Genomic DNA, 19,761 nt, shown 5'->3' with positions numbered 1-19,761 from the left:
TCCAGTGACTAGAATCGGATCCATGTCCAAGACATCCAGCATGGGCCGGGGAATTATGGCTGTCCTAGCGGTCGGCTCGCGCAACGCAGAAGGCCTGCCCGGCGGAACGGTCGCGGATATAGCAGCCGATCTGGGCAAAGACCGCAGCCAGGTTGCGCGCAGCCTGCGGACGGGCCAGCAGGAGGGGTTTCTGGCGCGCAGCGACCATCGGACCTACACCCTGGACTGGTCGCTCCTGACGGACGCCCAAGTGTTGACAGAACAGCGGTTGCAGACTGACGGCGCGACTGCCCTGGAAGGCTTGGCCGGTGAAACTGATGAAGGATGTTTCCTCGGAGTTCTGAGCGGAGACAGCACGGTCACGGTCGGTGAGCGTGTGCCGGCCAGCAGCAACATGATCGGTTCCTGGCTGGGCCGGCCCTACCCGGCCTACTGCAGCGATGCCGGTCAGGCGCTGCTATGGGAAGCGTCGGACGACGACGTCCGAACCCTTTTCTCCGGCGTCGCGTTCGTGCGCCACGGCCCCAACACACCCCACGACGTCGAGGATTTCCTGTCACGGCTGCGCGCCGCCCGGGCACGGGGATACTCCATCGTCGACGAGGAAGCCGAGCCGGGGCTGTATTCCCTGGCCGTTCCGGTTCGCGACTTCAAGGGCGAGGTAGTGGCAGCGCTGCAGGTGGTAGGCGCCAAGACACGCCTGCAGCCGAGGATGGAGTCCTGCGCCGCTGCCCTCGTGTCCTGGGGAAAGTGGCTTGAGTCGACGCTGGGTCAGGTCGCGCCGCAAAACGGGCCTTAGCTGGCAAGGCCCTTCCGGCCGGCGTCGTGCCGCGTGCGCCCCTCACTGGAGCCAAGCCGTTTGGCCGCTGCCATGAGGGCCGTTGCGATGTCATCGGTGCCGGACATGATCTCGGCCCGACTGCCCAGGACGCTGAGCGCGGCAAGAATGGAGCCGTCAGCGCCGCGGACCGGAACGGCCAGCTCGTAGACTCCGTGCTCGAATTCTTCCGCCGCGACAATGAAGCCCCGCGCCCTGTCCCGGTCCATCAGTTCGACGACTTCCTGCGGTGAATGGGCCGCCCCCGGGCCGCCCACGCCAATGAAGTTGACGGCCTCAAGGAGGGCCTGAACGGCCGGCTGCTGCTCGTCCCAAAGCAGGGCCCGGCCGGACCCGGTGCACCACACGGGTGTCACCATGCCGGGTTTGACGAAGCTGCCGGGAACCGCGTCCTGGCCGGAGGTCCGCAGGAGAATGACGCGGAAGCCCTCACGCACGGAAATCCGGGATCTCAGGCCGAACGAAGCCACCAAAGACTCAAGTGCGGCTTTTGATTCGCGGACCCAGCCGGTATTCAGCGCTGCGGCCAGACCGAAAAAACGTGGGCCCGTCCGGAAAGGCCCGCGTTCCACGCGTTCCAGCAGTCCCAGCTCACACAGCTCCTGCGTCAGCCGGGAGACACGGCTTTGTTCCATCTCCAGCTCGGACGCGATCTGCGAAACGCCGAGCAGGCGTCTTCCCCGCTTCTCCCGATCCGCGACCAGCCGAACTATCCGAAGCCCTTGGGCCATGGATGACGCTTCCGAGGAAGAATCCACCGTCCATGCTCCTTCCGCCCGATGACTACGCCTATTCTCACATGTTGGAGCTGATCTCCGAGCTTGGTGGCGGGGACGGAACTCCCCCGCCACCAAGCGTCTGGAGGATGGTGGACGACGGCGTCAGGACAGCTGGTCTGCGCGCGCCTTGCGTCCGTACTTGAAGTAGAAGAAGGCATAGCAGGCGCCAACGAAAGAGAATCCAAAATAGAGGGCGGCGACCTGGTTCGGGTCATAGGCGATGCCGATGAGCGAAATGAGGCAGAGCGAGAAGGCCAGGATCGGCACCAGCGGGAACAGGGGGGCCTTGTAGGAAAGAGCCGCAACATCGCCGCCGTTCTTGACGAAGGACCTCCTGTGGAAAAAATGCGAGGCCGTGATGGACATCCAGACTCCGACGACGGCGAATCCTGCCACCGAGACGAGGGCCAAGTAGACAGTTTCAGGGGCAACGACGCTGCTGATGAGTGATGCCAGGCCACCGAGCATGCTGACCGAAAGCGCAGTCATGGGGATGCCTCGGCGGGTCAGCTTCTTCAGCGCCCGGGGGGCATGCCCCTCGTCGGCCAGGGAGTAGAGCATCCGTGCGCAGGAGAAGAGACCGCTGTTTCCGGCTGAAAGGAGTGCGGTGATGATGACGAAGTTCATGATGTCGGCGGCATAAGGAATGCCGATGGATGAGAAGACCGTCACGAACGGGCTTTCATCCAGTCCCACCTGATCGAACGGGATGGTGGCGGCGATGACAGCGATTGCCCCGACGAAGAAGATCAGCAGACGGATGACGGTGCTGCGCATCGCTTTGGGGATGCTGGTGGCGGGGTCGGCGGTTTCGCCGGCTGCCACGCCAATGAGCTCTGAGCCGGAGAAGGCGTAGAACACTGCAAGTGCGGTGACGAGAACGCCGGTGAAGCCGTTGGGGAAGAGTCCGCTGGCGGTGTTGAAGTTCTCAAACATGGCAGGGTGGTTGGCCCCCTGGCTGAGCGGGTGGAGGCCGAACAGGGCCGCGCCGCCGAGAACGATGAGGACCACGATGGCGCCGACCTTGACGATGGCAAACCAGAACTCGGATTCGCCGAAGAACTTCGAAGAAACTGCATTGAGGCCGAAGAGGACAGAGGCGAAGATGACGCACCAGACCCAGACGTCAACACCCGGAAACCAGCGCTGCATCAGGAGTCCGGAGGCAGTGAACTCGGATCCGATGGCCACTGCCCAGCAGAGCCAGTAGAGCCAGGCCGTGGTGAACCCGGTGGCCGGCCCTATCGACCTCGCCGCGTAGATATGGAAGGCGCCGGAGACCGGATAGGCGATGGCGAGTTCGCCGAGGCAGGCCATCACCAGGTACACAACAAAGGCGCCGATGAGATAGGCGATGACCGCACCGAGTGGCCCGGCCTGGGAAATGGTGTAGCCCGAGCTCAGGAAAAGCCCGGAACCGATCACCCCACCCATGGCGATCATGACCAAATGCCTTGCCCCCATGGACCGCCGGAGACCGGAATCGGTCGACGGCGGAACCGTTGGCTGTGGTTCTAGCTGGACGGGTGATGAGGGTTCCATGGTTTCTCCCAGGTGAGTGGCAAGTCTGATGCGAAGAGTGCGCACGTTGCCCGGGCGCAGGGGACAAGCCGACGCGGGCGGTGCAGTAGCGGTGGTGACGAAAGTAACACAAAAATGCCGTTTTGGTCATTAAAAACATTTGAACATGTCTATGTTGACCGAAGGTTACGGCAAGCCCCGCTGCCGAATCGGCAGTCCGATGGTCAATGTGCCCTGCTTTTCGGTCACAATCACATGCACCGACGGACATGGAATGCGGTCAGCATTGGAGGACCGATGTAACTGATGAAGGAGCACCATGACCACCTATGACATTGCGCTGATCGGCTTCGGCGGCGTCAACAGGACGCTGGCCGAATTGATAGCAACACGAGGCGAGACACTCCGGTCCGAGCTGGGCTTCGGCCTCCGGGTGGTGGCCATCACCGATCTGCGCCTCGGATCCCTGGTCCAGCCCGAAGGAATTGACCTCTCAATCCCCCTCAGCCTGGCCGCCGGCAGCGAGTCTTTCGCCGCGCACGGAGGGTCCGCGGACACCAACAACGAGGCAGTGATCCGCAACTGCAGCGCAGACATCATCTGCGAGGCCACCTTCACGAATCCGCAGGACGGCGAGCCGGCCGTTTCGCACGTGCGCTGGGCACTCGAATCAGGCAAGAGCGTCTGCACAACGAACAAGGGCCCGGTTGCCCTTCGTGGTGCCGAGCTGACTTCCCTGGCCGAACAGAACGGCGTGCACTTCGAATTCGAGGGCGCCGTCATGAGCGGCACCCCCGTCATCCGCCTGGCCAAGAAGATGTTCGCGGGGCTTGAGCTGAACGGCTTCGAAGGCATTCTCAACGGCACCAGCAACTACGTGCTCGGGCGGATGGAAGACGGCCTGGACTTCGAAACGGCCATCAGCGAGGCACAGGAACGCGGCTACGCCGAAGCAAACCCCTCAGCAGACATCGAGGGTTACGACGTCCAGCTCAAGGTCCTCATCCTGGCCAACGAGCTGCTCGATGCAGGCATCGGGCTTAAGGACGTTCAGCGGCGGGGTCTTTCGACCGTGACGCCGGAGAATATTCAGAAGGCAGCCCGCGAGGGGCGCCGCTGGAAGCTCATCGGTGCGGCACGGCGGAACCCGGACGGGACCGTGACCGCAGGCGTTTCCCCTGTAGCGCTCCCACTCGATCATGGTCTGGCCGGCGTTTCCGGTGCGACCAACGCAGTGTCCTTCGAGACCGATCTTCTGGGGGCAGTCACCGTGTCAGGGCCGGGGGCCGGCCGCGTGGAGACCGCCTATGCCCTGCTCTCTGACATCATCGCCATCCACGCAGCCAGGACGGAAGTATCTGCAAATGCCTGAATCCACACTGTGTTCGACGGAAACGGCGCTGCCGCAGTTCCGTGACGTGACGAGTCCGTACGACGGAAGGGTGGTCGGCGCGGTTTCGCTGACCGAAGCCAACGCCGGAAAAGCCGTGATCGAAACGGCCCGCATCGGCGCCCGGAAGGCACAGGCACTGTCCCGGAACGCGCGCGGGAAGATACTGGACAGCGCGGCAACGGAGATCGAGCAGCGCACCGAGGAGTTCGCACAAACAATTGTGTCCGAAGCCGGGAAAACGATTCGCCAGGCACGGAAGGAAGTACTGCGCGCGGTCAACACGCTCCGCCTCTCTGCTGCCGAAGCGCGCCGGAACGCAGGTGAAGTCATCCCCTTCGACTCCTATGAAGGCTCGGAGGAGCGCACCGGCTGGTACTCGCGGGAGCCACTAGGCATCATTGCCGCGATCACCCCGTTCAATGACCCCCTTAATCTCGTGGCACACAAGGTCGGCCCGGCACTCGCCGGAGGAAACGCCGTGATTCTCAAACCCTCCGCACTGACTCCGCTGTCGGCCCAGCTGCTCACGGACGTTCTCGTGAACTGCGGGCTCCCGCCGGAGGCACTCACCGTTGTTCATGGCGACCGGGAGGTAGCCGAAACAATAATCAGGTCCCGGGACGTACGAATGGTGTCCTTTACCGGAGGGTTCTCCACTGGTGAGAGTATCGCCCGCACCGCAGGCCTGAAGAAGCTGTCGATGGATCTCGGCGGAAACGCCCCCGTGATTGTCCTGGATAATGCCTGCATCGAAAACGCCGTGGAATCCTGCGTCTCCGGAGCGTTCTGGGCAGCCGGCCAGAACTGCGTGGGCGTGCAGCGGATCCTCGTAGCCGCCCCGGTGTACGGCGAGTTCCGCCGTCGATTCCTGGAGGCAACGGCCAGGTTGGTTGCCGGAGATCCATCGGATGAACAGACGGATGTCGGGCCCATAATCAGCCCCGCGGCATTGCAGGGGCTGCAAAGCAAGCTGGACGCCGCCCTCGGCGCCGGCGCTGTACTCCTCGCAGGCAATGTCAGTGACGGTAATGTGCTTCAGCCGACCGTACTGGAAGCCGTCCCGGAGGACAGCAGCCTGTGGCGGGAGGAAGTTTTCGGGCCCGTGGTCATGCTTCGCAAGTTCGACACCTTCGAAGAGGCCATCGAAGTCGCGAATGCCATCGAGTTCAGTCTCCATGCGGGCATATTCACCGACTCCCTGGCCAGGGCGATGGAGGCAGCCCAGCAGCTCGAAGCTGGCGGCGTCATGATCAACGACTCCTCCGACTACCGGTTCGACGGCATGCCGTTCGGCGGGGCGAAGTACGGAAGCATGGGCAGGGAGGGCGTCCATTTCGCGTATGAGGAGATGACCCAGCCCAAGGTCATCTGCATCAAGAACTGGCCGAGTTCCTGAAGTGCCGCCATGTCCGGAGGCTGATCACCTTCACTCGGTGGCGCCGGCACCTCCGGCGCCCCGCCTGATATAACTGGACAGCGTCATGGCCGTGACCGTGTCCGTGACGCCGGGAATGGCCGCGATCTGCTCCCAGATCTCCTGAACCCTCTCCAGCGAGCGGGCCTCGACCCTCACCAGCAGGTCAAAGTCACCGCTCACGACGTCACACAGGACCACTTCCGGAATCGACCGCAATACGTTGATGACGTCTGCACCACGTACCCGGTCCTTCCTGTAAACCATGAGGAACGCGGACACCGGCCCCTGACCGGGCGGGCCGGCAACAATCGTGTACCCCTGGATATACCCTTGCCGTTCCATCCGGTCGATCCGCTGGCGCACAGCGTTCCTCGACAAGAGGACTTTGGTGGCCAGCTCTGCGTGGCTCATGCGGGCGTTCTTCGTGAGCTCCGCAAGAATCCTCTGATCTATCTGATCAAGACTCACTCGATCCATGCCTACCCTTCACCACAAAAATTGCCCGGACAACCGGAACCCGCTCCAAGACCGAAAGCCCCTGAAAAAATGACACTTCTGCAGCAGATCCGGCCCGCCCTTACTGGCAATAGCTGCATTCTGTTCGACATGGACGGAACGCTGCTGGATTCAGCTCCCGGCGTTACAGCAAGCGCGGCCCACGCCCTGGCAACTGTAGGCGCACCGGTCCCATCGATGGACAAACTGCGCCGCTTCGTCGGGCCGCCGATGATCGAGTCCTTCAGAACAGTCTCACAGCTGGACGAAAAAACCGCCCAAAAAGCTCTCCAACACTACCGCAGAGAGTACGCCGCTCACGGCGCCGAACAGTCCATCCCCTACGACGGGATCGTAGAACTGCTTGACCACCTGCACTCGGCCGGCATGCCAATGGCTGTCGCCACTTCCAAGGTGGAGGATCAAGCGATAAGACTCGCCCGAAGGTTTGGAATTGACGGCTACTTCGTCAACATCTGCGGCGCGTCAGACCACGACGGAAGAGCGAGCAAGTCAGAGGTGATCGCCGAATTGCTGGTGCGGCTCCAATCCGAAGGCGTAGACATCTCCAGCCCCGCGATGGTGGGAGACCGAAGCTACGACATCGCCGGAGCCGCCCAACATGGAATCCCGACAATATTCGCGCGCTGGGGCTACGGGGACGCCGGGGAAGCGTCGGAGGCGGCCGCCGTCGTCACCTCCCCCGCAGCCCTGCTGCCACTGATCCTGGCCAGCCGGCCGCCCGTTGCATGACCAGCAAGCGCTGATCGAGCCTGTCGAGATCAAGCCTCCGGCAGACAGGCTCTAGGTGCTCCTCGCCAAACAGGTCCGCGATTCGGTTCGCGATGCCATGTGAGCAGACCGATACAAGAACGAAACGTTGGGTCGACGCCATGAAACATGCCGTGGCTACGCTAATTCCTACCTGAAAGAAGAGAGTCATCCGCAGGTCAATTGAAAGGAATTAGCCATGCTTTGGAATACCTTGAACCTGTTTTTCAATTCCTCGCGCAATGACGGGAATTCCGCATTCGGCGATGCCGGATCGAACACCGATTTCCCCCAGGGCCAGCTCACGTCTTCGGCCTGGGAAGGCTGGTGGGACAACCCCGCGCAGGCCTGACGCGCATGGGGACCGCCGGCCGCTGAACCGTCGCGCCGGGGCTGCCTTGGAAAGCCGTTCTGGGGAACCGTTATGGCCATCACGGTAGGCTCGCCTACAAGATCCACGACGGCGGGAGGCCAGGCATGACTGAACCTGCAGGCAGTACCGAACTGGAGGACCAGGGGCTGCCGCTGACGGCCCTTGCGGTGGCGGCGGGCCGTGCCGTTGAGACGTCACGGGCCGACGCGTTGGTTGCGGATCCGTTCGCCTCCGCCCTGGTGGTGGCCGCCCGCTCCCACCTGGACCTGCCGACGGTGTGGCCGGCGGAACCGGCGGAGGCCCCTCCCCTGCAGCAGCCACTTCTGCTGGCGTCCATCTACATCGGCATGCGGACCCGGTTCATCGACGATTTCCTGCAGTCCGATACACCCACCGCACAGAACGTGGTTCTCGGGGCGGGACTCGACACCCGGGCGTTCCGGCTCGACTGGCCCGACGGCTCCAAGGTTTTTGAGATCGACAGTGCCACCGTCCTGAAGTTCAAGGCCCACGTGATGAGCCGACTTGCCGCGGAGCCCCGCTGCAAACTGATTTCCCTGCCCGCGGACCTGTCCCTGCCGTGGCGGGAGCAACTTCTCGCTACCGGTTTTGACCCTGGGCAGGCCACCACGTGGGTCCTCGAAGGCCTGCTGCCGTACTTGGACGCCGCTTCGCAGCGTGCCGTGCTTGGGGAAGTGGCGGCGTTGTCGGCGCCGGGATCGCGGGCGGTGATTGAGCGCGCCGTGGCCCTGCCGAAGACGGACGACATCGAAGCCAAGCTGCGCGAGTTCAGTGAGCAGACGGGCCTGCCCATGAGCGAACTGCTGGCGCGGGCCGACCCGCCGGACCCGGTGGAGCTGCTCGAACCGGCAGGCTGGCGCTGCAGCACTCACACAGTTGAGGAGCTGTGCTCGATGTACGGCCGGGTGCTGTCGCTGGACGCTTCGGGCACAGCCAATCTGGCCGGATCTGAGCGGGAACAGCCGTCCCCCGACCAGTCCCGTGGCGGTTTCGTCACCGCCTGGCTGCCGTGACCGGGCGGCCCCGAGCCGGCTCAAACGGGCACATCGAAGCGCGCCCCAGGCACCGCTGTCGGATCACCCTGTTGTGCCTGGGGCGCCGATCTGCTGCATGAGCGTCATGTTGTCGGTGGTGCCCCAGTGCTCAGCGACTTTTCCGTCCATCACGCGAATGATGTCTGTGCTGGCGAATTCGACGGTGTTTCCCGTTGCCGGAATACCACTCATTTCCCCTCCGTGGGTACCGGTGAGAATGACGTGGCACGCTTCCATGTTCCCGTCGGAGAACGACGGCTCGATGCTTTTGACCCTGATGTCCGGGAAGGCAGTCCGGACCGCAGTCACAAAGTACCGGACGCCCTCCTTGCCCGGCGGCTGTCCAGGAAGAGCCTCCTCGTGATCGACGTAGTCATCCGTTGCCAACTCGTCGATAAGCGCCAGGTTTCCGGCCTCCATTACTTCCGTGTAAAAACGCTTGATCAGGCCTGCCCCGTCGGACATTTCTTGCTCCCAATTGAATGAGACCGTTTATATTCCCCAGGGTGCCAGGCCGCCGCGCCGTAGCGGGATGATGCCCGGACACGCGCGGCTGGTGCCCTTTCCGGCGGCGCCGTCGCCACACCGGAAGCGGCCCGAAGCCAGTGCCGAAACAATGAGCAACAAGGGCTAAAGCCCCGTCAAACCAGAAGATATTCCCGCCTCATCGGCCTGTCAATACGCAAGGCAACCGGAAGGCATGCGAGCACCAGGGTGACTATCAATGGGCCGCTGCGGCCTGTTAACCTCAGCGCCACCTCCCTGCAGACCGCAGGCCACCTGGCCTCCCTAGGGTGAACGGGTCGGCGGCTCAGCGCCGGCCACCGTCATCCGGGAGGAACCAAAACCATGCGCAAAGTCCTGACCGCAGCGGCCGCCGTCGCGCTTTTCACCGCCGTCTTAACAGCGACGGCGGGACCCGCCGTCGCTGCCCCGACGGCGGACGCCGGGACGCCGTCGTCGAACGCTGCCGGTACTGCCACCTCAGCCATCACGACGAACGAGCGCAACGGCTCCTTCGACCTGCAGTCGCACCGCGGCGGCCGCGGCGAGTGGACCGAGGAGTCGCTGGCCGCCTTCGGGAACTCGCTGAAGCTGGGCGTGAGCACGCTCGAACTGGACACCCACCTGACCGAGGACGGCAAGGTGATCGTCTGGCACGACGACACGATGCAGGCCAACAAGTGCGCGGACACCGCTCCCGCCACGCCCAACGATCCCGAGTTCCCCTATGCGGGCCGCCGGGTGGCAGAGCTGTCGCTGGCCCAGATCAAGACGCTCAACTGCGGCTACGCCCAGCTGGCCGGATACCCGGAGCAGCAGGTAATCGAGAGCAACCGCATCGCCGAGCTCAGGGATGTCTTCCAGCTGGTCCGCGACTACGGCGCCAAGAAGATCCGCTTCAACGTGGAGACCAAGGTGGAGGACGGGCAGGCGGGCGGCGAGGGCGCGGTGGCGCTCACCAAGGCCGTGGTCACCGAGATCTACATGGCGGGCATGTCCGGCCGCACCACTGTGCAGTCGTTCGACTGGTCAACGCTGAACTACACCAAGAAGATTGCCCCGCAACTGCCTGTCGTGGCGCTCTCCAGCGGCGACGCCTGGCTGCAGGTGGGCAAGCCCGGCGCCTCACCGGAGCTGGGCGGCATCGACATCGATGACTACGACGGCTCCCTCGCCAAGGCCGCCAAGGCCCTGGGCTACGACGTCATCTCCCCCACGTTCCGTTCCGTCACCCCGCAGATGATCGCCGAGGCCCACGAGTACGGCCTGCCCGTCATCCCGTGGACCGTGAACACCACCGCGGACATGGCCCGCCTGATGGACATCGGAGTGGACGGCATCATCACGGACTACCCCACCCGCCTGCGCACCCTCATGGACCAGCGCGGACTGAAGCTGCCGAAGGCCTACGCGGCGGCTGGGTAGTTTCTTCCATCGATTGCTCCATAACGGCCCTTTTGCGCACCCATTAGGGCAGTTATGGAGCACTCGATGAGTTGGAGGTTCGCACGGAGGCGAGTACCGCCGTCGAACTTCCCCATCCGTGAGCCCTACCGCCGAGGTGCGGGCTGCGTAAGACTGGGCACGACCCAGCCGCAGCAGAAGGAGCCGTTCCGTGCCGACCCAACCCTCCGTCGTCGTCTTCGACGTCAACGAAACGCTCTCCGACATGTCCCCGCTGGCCGAGCGGTTCGCCGAAACCGGCGCACCGGCGTCGCTCGCCAAGCTGTGGTTCGCCACCCTCCTGCGTGACGGCTTCGCCCTCACCGCGGCAGGCGACAACACCGCGTTCGCCGAAATCGGCGCCGAGGCGCTGCGCGGACTCCTGGCCGGTGTGGACCTGAATCGGGCGACCGACGCCGCCGTCGACCACGTCATGCAGGGCATGGCCGGTCTGGGACTCCACCCGGACGTGCCGGAAGGAGTGTCGGCCCTGAAGGCAGCCGGATACCGGCTGGTGACGCTGACCAACGGCTCCACCAGCGTTGCGGAGAAACTGTTCACCGCCGCCGGAATCCGGGGCAGCTTCGACCGTCTGCTGTCGGTCGAGGACGCCCCGGCGTGGAAGCCCGCCCGCGCGGCTTACGACCATGCCGGGGCAGCCTGCGGCACGGATCCGGAGCAGCTGCTGCTGGTGGCGGTCCACCCCTGGGACATCCACGGCGCCGCGCGAGCAGGACTCCGGACCGCCTGGATCAACCGTTCGGGCGCGCCTTACCCGGCGTACTTCACTACCCCGGACTACACAGTGGCGTCACTGCCGGACCTCGCCGCGGCCCTGGCCAACGCCGCTGGGTGAACCCACCGCCTCAGAGGGCTCAGGAAACCTCGCTTTGGACCGGCAGGAATCCCTTCCCGAAGTTGCGAAGGCACTCAAGGTCTTCGAACGCTCATTGGAAGCCGAGCCCGAGGAGACCATCTTTCATGTCTCCTCGTCGGAGACCTCGGAAGGCTGAACGGCTTCCTGCTCCACCGGCCGCTTCTTCTTCAGCCGGCGCAGCCACTCCTTCAGCGGCGCGGCGTCCGGGGCTATGAGAACCCGCTCCCTAATGGTGTCCTGCAGCTTCTTAACGAAGGTGTCGTCAATACCGGGCTGGCCCGCAAAGGGAATGTCCTCTGGACGTTCAATGCCGGCCTGCACAAGCGCCCCAATCACTTCCACCCGAAACGTCTGCGCCGGCTTAGTCGCGCCCCAGGACGGCACTGCCTCGGCTCGGCGGACAAGGGCTGCCAGCCGGGCAAGGCGCTTGATCAGCAACGGGTTTACTTGCAGGTACGCGCTGATGTCACTCTGTCCCACATCGTGTGCGTACAGATCGCGTGGGCTTGCTATCCCTGCTTTACGCAGCTGCTTTTCGTAAGGCTCAAACGCTTCGAGCTTCCAGAAGTCCTGCCGCGGCTGTATCCCCAGGAACTTCAGGAAAGTTTCCTGCTGCCGCAGTTCCGCGAGCTCGGGGTCCTTCCTGGCCCAGGCCTTGAACTCGGAGTCGGCAAAAGCGTACTCCAGCCGCTGGGTCACGTCCGCTTCGGCTACCGCACCTTTGTTCCGGGCGATGCTGCATGCCGCGTTGTATGCAGTGCGCGGCGCAACAGACGCAAGCGCTTGGACGTACAGCTCACTGCGCGGAGCGACCTTCCCGACACGGGAGGGACGGAGGTCCTCGTAGGCGAGCGCGGCGTACAGGCGCATCGCATGGGCCCAGGGGCCAGGGACGTGCAGCCGCTCCGACGGCCCGAGTTCGCGAACCATGTTCCCAGCGATGTCTCGTGCCAGTTTGCGCCACGGACCTAGTTCTGGGTCCTGGGCCGGCAGGTTCAGGACAACGTTGAGTAACGTCAGTTCAATCCGGTAAACGAGAGGCATGTAGCCTGCTGCCGATTTCGCTCGCCGCCTGATGTCCTCCCTGATCCCCGTAGCCCTGCCTAGCAACCACTCCGCATAGGTCCGAAGCGTCTTTTCATTGGTGCTTTCCCGGAACAACGAATGTTGCAATGCCGCCTCGGCGGGCATGTTTCCGGCGTCGTAATCAAGGGCAGCGCCCAGCAGCTTCCTTTTCTGCTCCTCTGCAATGCCGGAGTCGGTAGTGGCGATGCAGTGAAGCCCGAGGCTGCGCCAGTCCGTGGCACCACAAAGCCCTTCGAACCCATGATGCTTGAGGGCGAGTGAAGTCAGAACAAAGGCGGCCGCCATCTTATGCAGTTCTGCCTGCACATCGGAGCCCGCCTTCGACGCTGTTGCTCTGCCCTCGGCAGCCCCGACCTGTGCCGTTGCCAGACCCAAGGCCCTCCGGTCGATGTTGGCCGCGTTAACCGTCCAGCCGTTTCGCGTGATGGCGACGGTCAGTGTGTCCTCGCCTACGGGGGAAGCGGTCACCCTCCATGGAGTGACTCCAAAAATAGAAGTCAAGACCTTCTGAGCCGTAGCCAGGAACTTGTTGCTGAACGTCAGGGCCACAGCGGTGTCGCCGAGGTCATTGACGTCGGTGCCTACAGTGGTCTCGACTCCCCTCGGTGGTGCGGTGCCGAACTCATGCAGAAGGGCAGCAATGTGCCCAGTGTCAGCTCCGCTGCTCTTGCCATCCGAACCGCGCACGTCCAACGACACACGCAGCCGGCTGCTGAGATAAAGGGCGACAGCCGCAGCACCGCATGTCGCGATAAAAGCCCACTCGAGGGCGACGAAGCCCCAGACGATGCCGATGAGGCCAGCGCCCGTAGCTGCTGAGCCGAGCGCAAGAACCATGCCGACGGAACCCAGGAGTATCAGGCCCAGCCCACCGAACAACAGTCCTGCCCGCCACTCCGGACGCATCTTGATGAAGGGCATTTTTGGAACAATCACCAAAAGCCGCGCGAGCAGCAGAAAGGAAACGACCAGCCCCAGCAACGCGAGTCCAGCCTTCGAAAGGGGCGTTATCCACTCCGCGTTGAACCGGTCCCAGTTGGCGCCTGCCTTCTCGGCCGGGTTCTGAGGTGGGGCCGGTGGCGCGGGCTGCGCTGCCGCTCGGACGGCCGCAAGCCGCTCCAGCTCGCAGGCCGTCGTCGCTGGCAGAGCGGGGCTCCGTCCCTGGCCGCGGACCTTTTCAATCAGGGCCAAGGCGTCCGCAGGTTTGCCTGCCTTGGTCAGACCAGCGGCTTGGGCACACAGCGGGCCAAGATCTTCCGTCGGTGTAGGCGTGGACGCCAGACGCGGCGTGAATTGCGCCCCGACAGCTGTGTTCACTGCCGCGGCCGGCACGGTCCCAACCTCCGCCAGACAAAGCATGCCCAATACCAGCAGAACACCAAGAACCGGGGCCCCGGCTTTCAAGAGCCGGTGTCGCTCCGAACTAGATATTGAATTTGCTTTGAGTGCCGAAACAGACGCCTTTGAAAGTTTCCTGCCCATGTCTACCGCCAGCCTACGGAGCCGCACGGTCATCCTGCGGCTCGCAGGGACATTGTGCGCTCAGCTGGGCCAAAGGGAAAGACGGCAATACAACATGGTTTCGAGAGGCGATGAGTGCGATTTCGACACGCGGGTTTCGACAGGCTCAACCACCGGGGCCCGGGTTCCGCCGACCGAGCTCGTCGACACGCCGGTTTCAACAGGCTCAACCCGCAGGTTTCGACGCGCTCAACCACGGAAGCGCCGTCGTCGCATCTACCATCGACTGCTCCGTACCTGCCGTTTTGCGGCCCCATAAGGGCGGTTACGGAGCAGTCGAGGGGCTATGTCGTGCCTGGCTGAGCGCAGGAAACCTTGTAGCTCAACCTGTATGCCCACGCGTGGAATTCAGGTTTCGGCAGGCTCAACCAGCGGGTCCCTGTCTTCGCCGCGCTCAACCGACGGACGCAAAAGGTCCCGCCGGACCAGGCACAAGTGCCGGGTCCCGCGGGGCCTTCAGTTGGGTAGCGGAACGCTACTTCGCCGCGATGGTCCAGTCGCCGTCGGAGTTGACCTGGACGAAGCCGGGGGTGAGCTTCACGGTGCCGCTGTAATCGCCGATCTTATTGACGGGCAGCTCGGGAACCTCGCTGCCGAAGCCCTGCACCACGAAGTTGCCTTCGCCCTTGTTGGTGACCGCAGCCTTGTCGCTGAAAGCATCCCAGTAGAGAACCATGTCGCCGTGGCCGCTCACCTTGTCCGTTGAGGTGGGAACGCTGTCGATGTCCTCGATCTTAAGCGTCCACGCAGAATCGGCGCTGATGGCCAACTCAGTGGTGGCCGCCGTGCTGGTGTCCACGAGGTGCGACCCTGCGTACGCGCCAACGGCGTTGACCAGGAGCATCTCATGCCCGTTGGTTTCCAGCACCGTGTTGCCGCTGCAGGCCTTGCACGTGAACGTCACCACGGCGGGGACGCCCTTGAGGTCCACGGTCTTGACGGCGTCGCCGGTACCCGTGAGCGTCTGCGCCGCCAGGTGCTGACGGTCTTCCCCTGCAACTGCTTCCCCGGTGGCCGTCGGATCCGCCGAGGGATCCGCCGCGGCGTTCTCCGTCGCGACAGGAGCGGCGGTGACGATCGGCGGGGTGGAGGCCTGCCGGACAACAGCGGCGGCGGCAATCCCGATGAACACGCCAATCACCATGTTGACCACCAAAAAGACAATCGTGACCACAACAGCCACCTTCTTGAGCTGCGCATACCCTGCCAGCGGCCGGCCGCTCTTGTCCGTCTGCTTCCCGGCCAGCGTAATGACCAGATCCGCCAGCGCCCACCAGCCCACTCCGCCCAGCGTCAGCAGTTTGGCGATGCCCGTGCCGGTCTTGCCGAGATAGAACCGGTCCACGCCCAGCACGCCCAGGAGCAGCGCGAAAAGCCAAGTGACCAGGAAGGACTTCTGCGGTTCCGCCCCGTACTGCCCCGGGAAGGACCCGTACTGCCCCGGATACGCCTGCCCCGGGTTCTGCCCGTCCAGCAACTGCCCGTTCGCATACTGCGGCGCCCCGTAGGTGGTGTAGTCGGAGGGCGGTGGCAGGGTTGGGCCGGGGTGGCTCATTGCAGTCCTTTCAGGGCAGGCGACGGCAGGGGTCGCCGAAGTGGCGGAGTGAGGAAGAAGGGTGGGCAGTGCGGAAGGGGGTGGTGCAGTAGGGTTGGTCGAGCGGAATCCACCTGGGACAGGAACACCGCGTGAGCGAGACCTGTGGTGGATAACACGTGGCTGGACCGCGGGCACATGGCTTCAAAAGCCCGTTTTCTTAAGGCTTTATGGCTTGCACATCTGCTGCTGTCCCCCAGGTTGACGCTTCGGCGTCACCGCCCCCTGAAGGGATGATACAGGGCTTCGCGTGGGCTCACGGGGACGCCACGGCGCGTCCCGGACGACGCGCCGAGAAGACGCACGACGACGGCGCGCGTCGCCCGCCGTCGTCGTACTTCTTGTTTGTTTCGGGTCGCTAATTCGGCCCTACCTTGGCACGGCTCCAATCTGTTGCATCAGGCTCATTGTGTCCGTCGATCCCCAGTGTTCGGCCACCTTGCCGTCCTGCACCCGGATGATGTCGATGCCCGAGAATTCCACCGACTTGCCGGTGGCCGGCACGCCCGCGAAGTCGCCCTGGTGCGTTCCGGTGAGGGTCACGTGTACCGCCTCGAGGTCTCCATCGGCGAGCGCCGGCTCCGAGGTCTTGACCGCGAGGTCCGGAAATGCGGCCCGCACGGCGTTCACGTAGAACTTCACGCCCTCCTTGCCCGGCGGCTGCCCCGGAAAGCCCTCCTCGTGATCGACGACGTCGTCCGCCACCATCTCGTCGATGAGCGCCAGGTTTCCGCCGGTCAGCACCTCGTTGTAAAACCGCTTGATCAATCCTTGTCCGCCAGCCATCTCCGTCTCCTTTGAGCTTGTGGCCGTCTTCGGCAGCTAGATCTTCCCACCGGTCCTTCCGGGCTACAACAGTCAATTGTTTTCCGAATTCCGGCGCCCAACAGGGCGGTCCTTCCGGGTCGGAGAGGTCCAAAATAGGCTTAGGGGACATGCCAAGAATGTGCAGGACCGAAGAGGTTTGTCATGGCCGGCTACTTTGAAATCATCGACGCCCCGGACGGCGGCTTCCGCGTCAGGCTTCTGGACGGGACGGGCACCCTGGTGGCCGTCTCAGTGAACTACCCCACCAAAGAGGCAGCCGTGGCGGGGATTTCCTGGACCAGGGAAGTCGCCGGGACCGGACTCATCCGCGACATGAGCCGCGGCGGGCATGGGGAGCTCATCAACCCGAAGTCCCGGGCCGCCCACGCAACCGTGAGATTCCACTCCCATACGCGCTTCCCGGCCGCGGACCGCGGTCCCGGGGTCCGCAGGGTCCGCTCGCTCTGACGGAGTGGCGGAATGACGGGCCCGCCGGCCACGTGGCCGGCCGGTCCGCGGATGCCCGTGCGCTGCGGAGGACATGACGCCGGGCGAACCTCGCACTAGGGTGGGTTCCACGGCTGAAGACACCCGGCCTTGGAACGCCCGTACGGAGCTGCCACCATGACCGAAGCCCTCGCCGCCACACCCGACACAACCGCAAGCCCCACCAGCACAGATCCCGACGCCGGCCTCCGCCAGCTCGCCGCCGACGCCTACGGGCTCCCCCACCTGCGGGACGGCCAGCTCGCGGGCATGCGCGCCCTGGCCCTTGGCCGCGACGTCCTCGCCGTCATGCCCACCGGTTACGGCAAGTCAGCCATCTACCAGGTTGCCGCCCTGTTCATCCACCGCGGCCACCAAGGCAAGCACCCCGACGCCACCGCGGCCGACGGCGCAAGGCGCGGTCCCGCCGTCGTCGTCTCCCCGTTGATCGCCCTCCAAGAGGACCAACTGGACGGCCTGCTGGAGGACCTGGGCGGGGAGTCCGCCGCCGCCATCAACTCCGGCCGGAAGGATTCGGAGGTGCAGGACGCGTGGGAGGCCGCCGAACGGGGCGAGGCAACATTCCTCTTCCTGGCCCCCGAACAGCTGGCAAAAACCGAAACCGTGGAGCGGCTCGCCGCCATGGATGTCTCGCTGTTCGTGGTGGACGAGGCCCACTGCGTCTCCTCCTGGGGGCACGACTTCCGCCCCGACTACCTGCGCCTGGGCGAGGTGCGCGCGCAACTCGGCAACCCGCCCGTCGCCGCGCTCACCGCCACCGCCTCTCCGCCGGTGCGTGACGAGATCCAGCAGCGCCTGCGCATGAAGGACCCGCTGGTGCTGGTCCACGGCTTCGACCGGCCCAACATCCGGCTCGACGTCGTCCGGCACCTTGAGGACCGGGACAAGCGGCGCGCAGTCGTCGAGCAGGTGGCCGAGCTCAAGGGGCCCGGCCTGCTGTATGCCGCCACCCGCAAGGACACTGAAACCTACGCGGCGGAACTCACCGAACGCGGGCTTCGTGCCGAGGCGTATCACGCCGGCCGGAAGCAGAGCGAGCGCGACCAGGTCCACGAGCAGTTCCTTGACGACGAACTCGACGTCGTGGTGGCCACCACCGCGTTCGGCATGGGCATCGACAAGCCCAACGTCCGCTTCGTGATCCACGCCGACATCCCCGAATCCCTCGACGCCTACTACCAGGAGATCGGCCGATCCGGCCGGGACGGAGACCCTGCCTCCGCCGTCCTGCACTACCGGCCCGAGGACCTGGGCCTGCGCAAATTCTTCGGGACCCACAAGCCGGACGAGGAGGCGCTGCTCGCTGTCCTCACCGCCCTGCGCGCCGCCGACGGCCCGGTCACCCAGAAGGCGCTCGCCGAGCAGACCGGCATCCCCACCCGCCGGCTCACCGGCCTGCTCAACGAGCTGCAGGAGACCCGCTCCGTGAAGGCCCTCAAACGGGGCATCCGGCTGGACACTGACGCCAAGCTGCCCAAGGTGGTGGAACACGCCGTCGAACTCGCCGAAGCACGCCAGCGCGTGGACCGTTCCCGCATCGAAATGGCGCGCGGCTACGCGGAGACGGACGCCTGCCGGCGCCAGTTCCTGCTGGGCTACTTCGGCGAGGACCTCCCCGACCCGTGCGGCAACTGCGACAACTGTGCCGACGGTTCGGCCTACGAAGAGGACTACGACGACAGCGCCGTGGCCGCCGCCGGCGGGGAGGCCTTCCCGCTCCAGGCGGCCGTGGTGCACAAGGAGTGGGGCGCGGGCATCGTCATGCGGCACGAGGAGGACGTGATCACTGTGCTCTTCGAGCAGGAGGGCTACAAGACGCTCTCCCGCCAGGCCGTGACGGAGGGGAAGATCCTGACGCTGGCGGACTGACGCCGTCGTTCCCCTCCCACCCCCAACTAGGTAGCACTTCAGGGCGTTCCCAGCGCTGGGAACGCCCTGAAGTGCTACCTAGTTGGGGAGGTGGTCAGGGACGCTTCCGGACCATTGACATGTGACCAAATGGTCACCTATTCTGGCCGTGTGGACGCCGTATTCAAGGCCCTCGCCGACCCCATCCGCAGGGACCTGCTTGACGCGCTCTTCAGCGAGGACGGCCAGACCCTCAGCGCGTTGGAGTCGCGGTTCGAGATCACCCGGTTCGGCGTCATGAAGCACCTGAAGATCCTGGAAGAGGCGGGCCTCGTGGTGACCCGGCGCCGCGGCCGCGAGAAGCTGCACTTCCTCAATCCGGTGCCCATCAGGCTCGTCCACGACCGCTGGGTGAGCAAATACGCAGAACCATGGGCCGCTGCGCTCAGCGACCTCAAATCCCGATTGGAAAGTCCCATGGAAAAGATCTTCGAAATCTACATCAAGACCACTCCCGAACGGCTCTGGGAAGCCATCACGGACAGCGACATCCGCAGCAAGTACCAGTTCGGAAACACGCTGAAGTCGGACTGGACGCCGGGCTCCCGCTTCGAAATGGGCAACCCCAAAGCCGGAGAGCTTCTGGGCGAGGGAGAGAACCTGGAAGTCGATCCCCCGCGCCGGCTGGTGCAGACCATGCGGGCGCTCTGGGGCGAGGACGTCAAGGCCGAAGGCACGTCCCGCGTCACCTGGGAAATCGAGCCGGTCGGTGACGACTCCTGCCACCTCACCGTCACGCACGACCAGCTCCGCGAAGGCGCCAACGAACAGCTCTACGGCGGCTGGCCGATGATCCTCTCCGGCCTGAAGACCTGGCTTGAGACCGGGGAAAAGCTCACCACGCCGGGCTCGCTGATGTACGGCTGAGTGCA

At 64.6% G+C, this 19,761-nt stretch carries 18 protein-coding genes; 11 read left to right on the top strand and 7 right to left on the bottom strand.

The window, feature by feature from the left end; genetic code table 11:
• Positions 1-22 precede the first annotated feature (22 nt).
• Complete coding sequence (locus tag ACHMXB_RS00935; protein ID WP_395401957.1) at positions 23-799, top strand: IclR family transcriptional regulator; 777 nt, start codon at positions 23-25, stop codon at positions 797-799.
• Here ACHMXB_RS00935 and ACHMXB_RS00930 read toward each other — a convergent pair.
• Positions 796-1,596: an IclR family transcriptional regulator gene (locus tag ACHMXB_RS00930; protein WP_395401955.1), complete on the bottom strand. Its 801-nt coding sequence runs from the start codon at positions 1,594-1,596 to the stop codon at positions 796-798. The two genes, ACHMXB_RS00935 and ACHMXB_RS00930, sit on opposite strands and share 4 nt — an antisense overlap.
• 123 nt (positions 1,597-1,719) lie before the next feature.
• The gene (locus ACHMXB_RS00925; protein WP_395401953.1) at positions 1,720-3,159 is read right to left on the bottom strand and encodes an amino acid permease; all 1,440 of its coding nucleotides are present in this window, start codon (positions 3,157-3,159) and stop codon (positions 1,720-1,722) included.
• Between the two features lie 298 nt (positions 3,160-3,457).
• Between ACHMXB_RS00925 and ACHMXB_RS00920 the strand changes: the two genes are divergently transcribed.
• Together ACHMXB_RS00920 and ACHMXB_RS00915 are read left to right on the top strand one after the other, a co-directional pair.
• Positions 3,458-4,510: a homoserine dehydrogenase gene (locus ACHMXB_RS00920; protein WP_395401951.1), complete on the top strand. Its 1,053-nt coding sequence runs from the start codon at positions 3,458-3,460 to the stop codon at positions 4,508-4,510.
• The gene (locus ACHMXB_RS00915; RefSeq protein WP_395401949.1) at positions 4,503-5,927 is read left to right on the top strand and encodes an aldehyde dehydrogenase family protein; all 1,425 of its coding nucleotides are present in this window, start codon (positions 4,503-4,505) and stop codon (positions 5,925-5,927) included. The genes ACHMXB_RS00920 and ACHMXB_RS00915 overlap by 8 nt, the downstream gene beginning before the upstream one ends.
• Positions 5,928-5,957: 30 nt before the next feature.
• On the opposite strand, the gene ACHMXB_RS00910 is transcribed toward ACHMXB_RS00915, so the two are convergent.
• The gene (locus ACHMXB_RS00910) at positions 5,958-6,425 is read right to left on the bottom strand and encodes an Lrp/AsnC family transcriptional regulator (protein WP_395401947.1); all 468 of its coding nucleotides are present in this window, start codon (positions 6,423-6,425) and stop codon (positions 5,958-5,960) included.
• 69 nt (positions 6,426-6,494) lie between these two features.
• On the opposite strand from ACHMXB_RS00910, the gene ACHMXB_RS00905 reads away from it, so the two are divergent.
• The 3 genes from ACHMXB_RS00905 (at position 6,495) to ACHMXB_RS00895 (ending at position 8,621) form a co-directional block, all read left to right on the top strand.
• Positions 6,495-7,196 carry an HAD hydrolase-like protein gene (locus ACHMXB_RS00905; protein WP_395401945.1) on the top strand — a complete coding sequence of 234 codons (702 nt, stop codon included), beginning with the start codon at positions 6,495-6,497 and terminating at the stop codon, positions 7,194-7,196.
• Between the two features lie 217 nt (positions 7,197-7,413).
• The gene (locus ACHMXB_RS00900; protein ID WP_190607788.1) at positions 7,414-7,566 is read left to right on the top strand and encodes a hypothetical protein; all 153 of its coding nucleotides are present in this window, start codon (positions 7,414-7,416) and stop codon (positions 7,564-7,566) included.
• Between the two features lie 125 nt (positions 7,567-7,691).
• On the top strand, positions 7,692-8,621 hold the full coding sequence (locus tag ACHMXB_RS00895; RefSeq protein ID WP_395401942.1) for an SAM-dependent methyltransferase: 930 nt from the start codon (positions 7,692-7,694) through the stop codon (positions 8,619-8,621).
• A 63-nt stretch (positions 8,622-8,684) separates the two neighbouring features.
• Here the strand turns inward: ACHMXB_RS00895 and ACHMXB_RS00890 are convergent, their stop codons facing one another.
• Complete coding sequence (locus ACHMXB_RS00890) at positions 8,685-9,107, bottom strand: ester cyclase (protein ID WP_395401940.1); 423 nt, start codon at positions 9,105-9,107, stop codon at positions 8,685-8,687.
• Between the two features lie 384 nt (positions 9,108-9,491).
• Here ACHMXB_RS00890 and ACHMXB_RS00885 point away from each other — a divergent pair, with 384 nt between their 5' ends.
• Together ACHMXB_RS00885 and ACHMXB_RS00880 are read left to right on the top strand one after the other, a co-directional pair.
• Positions 9,492-10,571, top strand: a complete 1,080-nt coding sequence (locus ACHMXB_RS00885) for a glycerophosphodiester phosphodiesterase family protein (RefSeq protein WP_395401938.1) — start codon at positions 9,492-9,494, stop codon at positions 10,569-10,571.
• A 190-nt stretch (positions 10,572-10,761) separates the two neighbouring features.
• Positions 10,762-11,445 carry a haloacid dehalogenase type II gene (locus ACHMXB_RS00880; protein ID WP_395401936.1) on the top strand — a complete coding sequence of 228 codons (684 nt, stop codon included), beginning with the start codon at positions 10,762-10,764 and terminating at the stop codon, positions 11,443-11,445.
• A 123-nt stretch (positions 11,446-11,568) separates the two neighbouring features.
• On the opposite strand, the gene ACHMXB_RS00875 is transcribed toward ACHMXB_RS00880, so the two are convergent.
• The 3 genes from ACHMXB_RS00875 to ACHMXB_RS00865 form a co-directional block, all read right to left on the bottom strand.
• Complete coding sequence (locus ACHMXB_RS00875) at positions 11,569-13,533, bottom strand: hypothetical protein (protein WP_395401934.1); 1,965 nt, start codon at positions 13,531-13,533, stop codon at positions 11,569-11,571.
• A gap of 1,015 nt (positions 13,534-14,548) precedes the next feature.
• Positions 14,549-15,628: a TM2 domain-containing protein gene (locus tag ACHMXB_RS00870; RefSeq protein WP_395401932.1), complete on the bottom strand. Its 1,080-nt coding sequence runs from the start codon at positions 15,626-15,628 to the stop codon at positions 14,549-14,551.
• Between the two features lie 408 nt (positions 15,629-16,036).
• Positions 16,037-16,453 (bottom strand): ester cyclase, encoded by a 417-nt coding sequence (locus tag ACHMXB_RS00865; RefSeq protein ID WP_395401930.1) that lies wholly within the window; start codon positions 16,451-16,453, stop codon positions 16,037-16,039.
• 183 nt (positions 16,454-16,636) lie between these two features.
• On the opposite strand from ACHMXB_RS00865, the gene ACHMXB_RS00860 reads away from it, so the two are divergent.
• The 3 genes from ACHMXB_RS00860 (at position 16,637) to ACHMXB_RS00850 (ending at position 19,756) form a co-directional block, all read left to right on the top strand.
• Positions 16,637-16,942, top strand: a complete 306-nt coding sequence (locus ACHMXB_RS00860) for a YegP family protein (RefSeq protein WP_395401928.1) — start codon at positions 16,637-16,639, stop codon at positions 16,940-16,942.
• Between the two features lie 156 nt (positions 16,943-17,098).
• Positions 17,099-18,850 carry a RecQ family ATP-dependent DNA helicase gene (locus ACHMXB_RS00855; protein ID WP_395401926.1) on the top strand — a complete coding sequence of 584 codons (1,752 nt, stop codon included), beginning with the start codon at positions 17,099-17,101 and terminating at the stop codon, positions 18,848-18,850.
• A gap of 150 nt (positions 18,851-19,000) precedes the next feature.
• Positions 19,001-19,756: an SRPBCC domain-containing protein gene (locus ACHMXB_RS00850; RefSeq protein WP_190607954.1), complete on the top strand. Its 756-nt coding sequence runs from the start codon at positions 19,001-19,003 to the stop codon at positions 19,754-19,756.
• Positions 19,757-19,761: the final 5 nt, after the last annotated feature.

Source organism: Arthrobacter sp. UC242_113, assembly GCF_044054585.1.
Lineage (GTDB): Bacteria > Actinomycetota > Actinomycetes > Actinomycetales > Micrococcaceae > Arthrobacter.
Note: the sequence above shows the minus strand (reverse complement) of the source record. Positions and strands in the feature narration are given on the sequence as shown.